This window comes from Amycolatopsis sp. NPDC051071 (assembly GCF_040682875.1).
Lineage (GTDB): Bacteria > Actinomycetota > Actinomycetes > Mycobacteriales > Pseudonocardiaceae > Amycolatopsis.
Map to the genome: position 1 here is coordinate 96726 of NZ_JBFBBY010000010.1, position 7550 is coordinate 104275.

Sequence of the window (7550 nt, forward strand, 5' to 3'; positions counted from 1 at the left end):
TATCGGCGACGGCGCCGCTACGGCAAGCCGGTGGCTTTCACTTCGTTGACACGGGGTTTGTCCCGGCGACAAGGCGGCGATGTGTTCTCTCGCCGGAGCCGGTATGAGAGGGTAGGCGCTGTGATGCGGATCATGGGGCGCCGTCGTGCGCTGGTCGGGGTTCTTGCCGGTTCTCTCCTCCTCGCCGGCTGCAACGCCGGACCCGGGCAGGTCGGTGCGGCGGTGCTCATCGACGGCAAGTCCGTTTCGGTGGATCGCGTGCAGCAGCTGATCGACAAGGCGGTCCGTGAGCATCCGTACGGGCAACAGCTCGCCAAGGAACACAAGCTCGACTTGGTCGGCCGCGAGATCGTGCGCCAGGAGGTCCTCCACGAGCTCACGGAGCGCGCCGCCCAGCGTGAGGGTGTCCAGGTCGACGAGTCCCTCGTCGTGGCCGCGTTGCAGAAGGATCCGCTGGCGGCGCCGATGGGGGCCGTGCAGCAGGGAGACCTCGGGGCCAACGTCCAGCAGCTGGTGGCGCGCGTGCGGGATCACCGCGACTCCCTCGTCGACGCCGCGGTGCAGACCCAGCTCGCGATGAAGTACATCGGCAAGCTCGTCGTCACCGTCGATCACCTGGCGGTGTCCGCACCCGAGGGCGCCACGCCCAACCCGGCGGACCTGCGTGAGCAGGCGTTCGAGAAGGCCCGTCAGATCGCCGCGTCGCCGGACGCCGCCGCGAAGGCCGTGGCCCAGGAGGCGCAGGGCGACTCCCAGCGGGCGGGTCTCGGGGACAAGGCGGCCGCCGCGCAGTCGCCCGCGTTCGCGTCGACCGTCATGTTCGGCAGCCCGGTCAACACCGTCACGGCCTTCCAGCCGACGCCGGAACGGCCGGAGTGGCTCGTGGTCGCCGTGCGCGAGCGGGCAGCCGAGAAGCCGGTCTCCGTCGACCAGGAGGCACCGCCCACTGCTCAGCAGCTGGGCAAGGTCGGTATCCGGTTCCTGCAGCCGTACCTCGACCAGATCGACCTCACGGTGAATCCGCGCTACGGCGTGTGGGATGTTGTGGGCATGGACCTCGCGCCCAACGAATCCTCGAAGAAGGGCATCGTGCTGCCTGTGCACGGTGCCACCCCGCAGCAGAGGTGACCGCTGCCGTCGTCGTGATCGCCCGTGGGGCGACACTGCCCGCCGCGGCGCTCCCGATCTTGCGCGCCCGCGAAGCCGTCTACGCGGCTTCGGATATCGATCCCGTCGTTTTCGGCGTGCCCGCGTTCGGTGACGAGCAGGTGCGTGACGTCGTGCTCATCGCGGGTTCGCGGAATGAGCCGAAGGCCGCGTCGTTGATCAGGGCGGGCGCCCGGGTGCTCGAAGCATCGGTCCCGCCGCTGGTGGAGGCCGTCGAGGTGATGGATCGGCTCCGCTCGCCGGGCGGATGCCCGTGGGACGCCGTCCAGACACACGAGTCGCTGCGCCAGTACCTCGTCGAGGAGACCTACGAACTTCTCGACGCGATCGAAGAGAACGACCGCGCCGCACTGCGCGAGGAACTCGGCGACGTCCTGCTACAGGTCCTTTTCCACGCTCGCGTCGCCGCCGAGGATCCGGCCGACCCGTTCGGGATCGACGAGGTCGCGTCCGAACTGGTCGCGAAACTCGTCGGACGTCACCCACACGTATTCACCGACGCCCCACGTGTGGAGAGCGTCGACCATCAGAACCTCAAGTGGGAAGAGCTGAAGCAGGCGGAGAAACGCCGTCAGTCCCTTGTGGACGGCGTCGCGCTCGGTCAGCCCGCGGTGGCGCTGGCCGGGAAACTCGGGCAGCGCAGCGGCCGCGCCGGGATCCCGCTCGACTTGTTCCCCGAAGGTTCCGACGCGGCGGCCCAGCTGTTCCGGGTCGCCGCCACCGCCCGCCGGGCCGGACTCGATCCCGAAGACGCGCTTCGCGCCGTCGCGAAGCAGTTCGCTCGCGACATTCGCGAAGCCGAACAGGCCGCCCGCGACGCCGGACTCGAACCGACGACGCTCGAGGCCGACGGCTGGCGCAAGCTCTGGCCCAGCTAAATCGTCAGTACGAGTTTGCCGCGAACGCGTCCGGACTCGCTGAGTTCGTGGGCCGTCGCCGCCTCTTCGAGTGGCAGGACGCCGGCGACCGCAACCCGCGGTGAACCCGCGTCGGCCGATTTCGCGATTTCCGCCAGATCCGCTCCGGACGCGGTGACGTAGAACTCGGTGAAACGCAGGCCGAGTTCGTCCGCTTTCCGGGCGGACCTCCGTCCGATCCGGACCGTGCCCGACGATGTCCACCAGGGAACCGCTCGGTTTGAGCGTGTTCAGAGACCGGGGGCCGTAGTCGCCCGAGATCGGATCCAGCACGAGATCGACGTTCCGCGATTTCGCGAAATCGCTGGTCGTGTAGTCGATCAGTCCGTCCGCGCCGAGGTCGCGCAGGAACTCGTGCTTCGCTTCGCGGGCGGTCGCGATGACGTACGCACCGCGTGCCTTCGGGATCTGGACGGCGAGATGGCCGACCCCGCCCGCCGCGGCGTGAACGAGCACCCGGTGTCCTGGACCGACCGGGAAGAGCCGGGTCAGGGGCTGCCAAGCGGTCAGCGCCGCGATCGGGAGGGTCGCCGCGTGGACGTTCACCCCCGCGGCGTGGACACGCACGAGGACCTGACCCGGCCGGGAACGGGCTTCTCGGCTTCGACGATGCCGAGAACGTCGGGTCCGCCGAAGGTGAACTGCTTGATCATTCGCATGAAATGAGCATGTTGACCTGCGGTACCGGTTGGGAAGTAGGCACTTGAATGGTATCTAGGTACCTTATGGGTACCTTCGCTGAGCGGCGAATTTCGAAGAATGGGTCGCTGTGCACGGGCGCGACTGCCCGTCTCGCACGGTCATCGAAGTCCTTGCGAACAAATGGGCGCTGTATGTCCTCGGCGCGATCCGGCGGTATGAGCGGCCGATGCGGTTCAGCGAACTTCGCCGATTGCTCGACGGAATCACGCAGAAGATGTTCACACAGACGTTGCGCTCACTGGAACGGGACGGGCTGATCCGGCGGGACGTCTACCCGACCGTTCCGCCGAAGGTCGAGTACGGCCTCACTCCGCTCGGCGTCGACGTCGGGTGGCTGACGAACGCGGTAGCCGAATGGGCGGTCGAGAACGTCGACCAGATCTTCGCCGCGCGCGACGCCTACGACGAGAAAGCCATCGAAACGACGAAGCAGCTGTGACGCGGCACACAGCCGGGTGAGAACCGTTTGCACGATCCGGGCGTCTTGCCGGTTGTGAAGGGAACGGAACCGGACGAAGAGCAGCTCGTCCGCCGCACGGCCAAAGGCGACCGCGCGGCGTTCGAGGAGCTCTATCGCCGCACGTCGCCGTGGCTGGCCGTACGCCTGCGACGTCGCTGCGCCGACGAGCAGATCATCGCCGAGGTGATGCAGGAGACCTATCTCGCGGTATGGCGCGCGGCCGGCGCGTTCGCCGGTGCGGCCGTCGGCGGCAGCGCGGTGGGCTGGCTGTGGACGATCGCCGCGCGGCGGCTGGTCGACGCGTTCCGCCGCCGGGCTCACCACGCGCGGCCGCTGCCGGTCGCGGAAGCCGTCGTCGTGCCGGCGGCCGAGGAGGAGGCGCTGGCTGGAACCGTCGGCGACCACGTCGGTGACGCGCTGCGCCGTCTCGCTCCCGAACTACAGCAGGTCCTGCGGGCCATGGTCCTCGACGGGCTGACCGTCCGCGAGACCGCGGTCCTGCTCGGCCTGCCGGAAGGAACCGTCAAGACCCGCGCCAGGCGGGCTCGGATCGCGATGCGGGAGGCGCTGTCGTGAACAAGGAACACGTGTCCGAACCGCTCCTCGCCGGCTACGTCCGCGGTGATGACGGACTGGCGGGCGACGCGATTTGGGCGGTCGAAGCCCACCTGGAGTCGTGCGCGGAATGCCGGGGGAGGCTGGCCGTGCTCAGCGCGCCTTCGGTGACGACGCTGGTGGACGACGTCTGGGCCGGACTGGGCCCGAAACTGGCCGAAGCGGGGCAGGGGCCGATGCGGAGCCGGTGGGCGGGACGGCTGCACACCTGGGTGACGCCGGTGATGCTGCCGTGGCTGGTGATGATCGTCCTGATCCCGGCAGTCGGCTTGCTGCTGGACTGGTACGGGTTCACCAGCAGCGAGGACTACTCGTTCGTCCAGCTCTTCTCACCGGTGCTGCCGGTCCTCGGGGTCGCGGTGTCGTGGGCCAAGGGTCTCGATCCCGCGTACGAACTCGTCACTTCCACGCCGAGGGCCGGGCTCTACCTGCTGCTGCGCCGGACGACGGCGGTCCTCGCCGTCGTCTTGCCGATACAGGCCCTCTCAAGCTGGCTCGGCGGTGACGGATTCGGGCTCGGTCTCCTGCCGAGCCTGGCCTTCACCACCGGGACGCTCGCGCTCGGCGGGCTGATCGGGGTGGTGCGGGCGGCCTACGTCCTCACCGGGGTCTGGGTGGCGGTGATCTTGGCACCCGCGGTGGCCGCGGAAGGGCATGCCACCGCGCTCGAACCCCGGCTGCTTCCGGTGTGGGGCGCGATTTTCGCGCTCACCACGGTCGTTGTGGTGCTCCGGCGGAGTGTCTTCGGCCTGTTCACCGGATCCGAACGATAAAACGAAGGGGAGAACATGATGCGTGCTGTCGGGGCCGCGGAGGTCGCACCGACGACCTACGCGTGGCAGATCAAGGCGGAGGGGCTGAAGGTCCGGGTCGGCAAACGCAAGTTCGCCGTGAACGGGCTCGACCTGGAACTGGGCGCGGGGGTGCACGGTCTGCTCGGCCCGAACGGGGCGGGGAAGACCACGCTGATCCGGGCACTGGCGACAGTGCTCCGGCCGGCGGAAGGAGGGCTGGCGCTGCTCGGTGAATCCGTCGGGGGGTTCACCGATCAGCGCCGCCTGCGCCGCCGGATCGGCTATCTGCCGCAGAATTTCGGTTTCTACAAGCGGTTCACCGTCCGCGAATTCGTCGAATACATCGCCTGGCTCAAGGAGATGTCCAGAGAGGACATTCCAGGCGCCGTGCAGCGGTCGATCGAGCGGGTCGGCCTCGCCGACCGCGCCGACGACAAGATGAAGACGTTGTCGGGCGGAATGGTGCGACGGGTCGGGATCGCGCAGGCGATCGTGAACGATCCGGACGTCCTCCTGCTGGACGAGCCGACCGCCGGACTCGACCCCGCGCAGCGCGTACGGTTCCGTGACCTCATGCAGGAACTGGGCCGGGAGGCCTGCGTCGTCGTCTCGACGCATCTCGTCGAGGACGTCGCGACAGCCTGCACCGACGTCATCCTGTTCGAGAACGGGAAGCTCGTCTTCCAGGGCGCGCCGGACGAACTGGCCGCGGCCGGGAGCGAGGAGTACGTCGGCGACAGCCCGATCGAGCGCGGCTACTCGGCGCTGCTGGGGCACGAGCCGGGAAGGGGGAACTGGTGAACACGCGTGTCCTGCGGACCGAACTCCGCCGTTCCATCGCCCCTTGGGCCACGCTCGCGATCCTCGTCGTCGCGTTCGGGTTCCTGTTTTCGTTCAGCGGGCCGTGGTCGAGGGAACCACTCGCCTGGGACGAGAACTGGGTGCTCGCCGCGGAGTGGAGCCGGTTCCTGCTGGTGTTCCTGTGGCCGATCGCGATCGGCGCCGGTGCCATCCAAGGCATGCGGGACAGCCGGTCCGGCATGGTCGAACTCCTGACCACGATGCCGCGGCCCGGCAGGCACCGGGCCGCGAAACTCGCCGGTGCGCTGGGTGGCCTGCTGGTGCTGGGCTATCTGCTGATCTTCGCCGTCGGTGCGATACAAGTGCTCTTCAACGGCCCGTTCTTCACCTTCAGCTGGCTGCCGATCGTCGTGGTCGGCGCGCTCGCGATGCTCGCGGGTGCCTGGATCGGGCTGGGGATCGGCCGGTTGCTTCCGCATCCGCTGACCGCTCCCGCGGTGGCCGTCGTCGCTCTCGTGACCGTGCTCGTGTTCCAGATCGCCGGGTCGGAGGGCAGCGTGCTTATCGCCGCGCTCCCCTCCCGGGTTTCTTTGCTCTCTCCCGCGATGGACGTGATGAACGATCCGTTCAAAACCACCGCGGGCCGGATGGATCTCGGGCAGGGGGTCTGGCTCGCCGGGCTGGCCGCGACCGGATTCCTCTTGCTGGCGGCCCGCTCCCTGCGAGCGAAGGCACTCGCCGTCGTCCCCGTGCTGGTGGCGACCGCGATCGCGGTGCCGATCCTGCCCGCGACCTTCGCCGAGGCCAAGGCCGTCGACCCGCGCGCGACGGAGATGGTCTGTGACGGCCCGGTCTGCGTCCCCCGCATGCTGGAGTCCGAACTCGCCCGTGTCGCCGCGCCCGGCAAGAAAGCGTTGCGGCTCTTGGGAACACTGCCGGACGCGCCGGTCAAGGTCGCGGTGATGGATCGGCGGGTGTCCTATGACGAGGTGCCGCCGCGTGCCGCCGACACCGTCTTCGTCGACCTGCTGGATTGGTCGCTCCGCTCGACCATCAAAACGAACGACGCGACGTGGGCACTGCTCGCCGGGGCCGGCACGCCGAGCTGTTTCACCCTCCATAGCGGCAACGTGGACTACTTGGACGACCTCGCCGCGCGGTCGATCACGGCGAGCTGGTTCCTCGGTGAGTGGAAGATGCCGGAGGGGGGTCTGCTGAGCGCGGAGAAGAAGGCCGGGGTCGTCCAGAAGTGGGAGACCTTCCGGGCACTACCGCCCGACGTGCAGCGCTCGCGGATCATCGCGCTGCGGCAGGCGGGCCTGACCTGCCATGGCAACCAGCTCGACATCCTGCTCGGCGGCGCCCGATGAGGTGGGCGGTGCTGTACGCGCGCTCACGCGCCATGCCCGCGTCGTTCGCGGCGCTGGTGGTGAGCATGGCCGCGCTGTGGTTCCTGGCGCGGGACCGCTGGTCGCAGGTCCCGGTCACCTTGACGCTCACGGTGGCGGTCGCGGTGCTGGCCATCGGCCTGAGCGGGCAGGACGCCGACCTCGACCGGTCCGCCGCGATCCGGTGGCTGCCCCGTCGTGGCCTGCATTTGCTGCTGATCGGCGGCCTCGGCGTCGGTGCCGTGCTCCTGCCGCGGCTATGGGAGGAACAGCGGGTTCCGGTGGAGATCATCGTGCGGAACACGGCCGGATTGGCCGGTCTCGCCGGGATCGCCGCGGTGTTGTTCGGCGGGGCTTTCGGGTGGACGTTGCCGCTGGTCGCGCTCGTGGTCGCCTTCGTGGTCAAGGTCGCGTCGTCGGATACGGACACCGTGGGCCTGGTGGTGACTTGGCTCTTCCAGCCCGCCGACGTGGCCGCGGCCACCTGGGCCGCCGTGGTGTTGGCCGTGGCCGGCTTCGGGACCTACGCGGCCTTCGGTGCCCGTCGCTGACCTGGGAGCGCGGGAATGTCATGAGGGGTCCCCATAGGACGAAAAGTGTCCTATGGGGACCTTGGGTTCACGGGGTCGTTGCAACACCGATTGTGGTCGGAGGTTGTGGTGGCGGGTCGTGTGCCGTTGGGGCGGGATGTGCGGGTGCGGTTCTG

General features: G+C 68.9%; 8 protein-coding genes and 1 pseudogene. 8 read left to right on the forward strand and 1 reads right to left on the reverse strand.

Annotated elements, in window-relative coordinates; genetic code table 11:
• The first annotated feature begins 123 nt into the window (after window positions 1-123).
• Window positions 124-1128: a hypothetical protein gene (locus AB0M65_RS05775; protein ID WP_364021981.1), complete on the forward strand. Its 1005-nt coding sequence runs from the start codon at window positions 124-126 to the stop codon at window positions 1126-1128.
• On the forward strand, window positions 1125-2045 hold the full coding sequence (locus AB0M65_RS05780; RefSeq protein WP_364021984.1) for a MazG family protein: 921 nt from the start codon (window positions 1125-1127) through the stop codon (window positions 2043-2045). Before AB0M65_RS05775 ends, AB0M65_RS05780 begins: the two co-directional genes overlap by 4 nt.
• Here AB0M65_RS05780 and AB0M65_RS05785 read toward each other — a convergent pair.
• A pseudogene (locus AB0M65_RS05785) lies at window positions 2042-2651 on the reverse strand (NADP-dependent oxidoreductase). The gene AB0M65_RS05780 and the pseudogene AB0M65_RS05785 sit on opposite strands and share 4 nt — an antisense overlap.
• A gap of 202 nt (window positions 2652-2853) precedes the next feature.
• Between AB0M65_RS05785 and AB0M65_RS05790 the strand changes: the two are divergent.
• From AB0M65_RS05790 to AB0M65_RS05815, 6 genes are read left to right on the forward strand one after another with little or no spacing between them, the layout of a single operon-like run.
• A complete protein-coding gene (locus AB0M65_RS05790) occupies window positions 2854-3225 on the forward strand; it encodes a helix-turn-helix domain-containing protein (protein ID WP_364021987.1) in 372 nt (123 codons plus the stop codon).
• Window positions 3226-3279: 54 nt separating this feature from the next.
• Window positions 3280-3822: an RNA polymerase sigma factor gene (locus AB0M65_RS05795; protein ID WP_364021989.1), complete on the forward strand. Its 543-nt coding sequence runs from the start codon at window positions 3280-3282 to the stop codon at window positions 3820-3822.
• Complete coding sequence (locus AB0M65_RS05800; protein ID WP_364021992.1) at window positions 3819-4634, forward strand: zf-HC2 domain-containing protein; 816 nt, start codon at window positions 3819-3821, stop codon at window positions 4632-4634. The genes AB0M65_RS05795 and AB0M65_RS05800 overlap by 4 nt, the downstream gene beginning before the upstream one ends.
• 18 nt (window positions 4635-4652) lie before the next feature.
• Window positions 4653-5456, forward strand: coding sequence for an ABC transporter ATP-binding protein (locus tag AB0M65_RS05805; RefSeq protein ID WP_364022016.1), 804 nt, complete (start codon window positions 4653-4655; stop codon window positions 5454-5456).
• Window positions 5453-6826 (forward strand): hypothetical protein, encoded by a 1374-nt coding sequence (locus AB0M65_RS05810; protein WP_364021995.1) that lies wholly within the window; start codon window positions 5453-5455, stop codon window positions 6824-6826. Before AB0M65_RS05805 ends, AB0M65_RS05810 begins: the two co-directional genes overlap by 4 nt.
• Before the next feature lie 8 nt (window positions 6827-6834).
• Window positions 6835-7395 (forward strand): hypothetical protein, encoded by a 561-nt coding sequence (locus tag AB0M65_RS05815; RefSeq protein ID WP_364021998.1) that lies wholly within the window; start codon window positions 6835-6837, stop codon window positions 7393-7395.
• Window positions 7396-7550: the final 155 nt, after the last annotated feature.

What these genes read in the sequence shown, in the direction of transcription:
- AB0M65_RS05805 (WP_364022016.1), top strand. Translation starts at nt 4,653, where the DNA reads ATGCGTGCTGTCGGGGCCGCGGAGGTCGCACCGACGACCTACGCGTGG.
- AB0M65_RS05775 (WP_364021981.1), top strand. Translation starts at nt 124, where the DNA reads ATGCGGATCATGGGGCGCCGTCGTGCGCTGGTCGGGGTTCTTGCCGGT.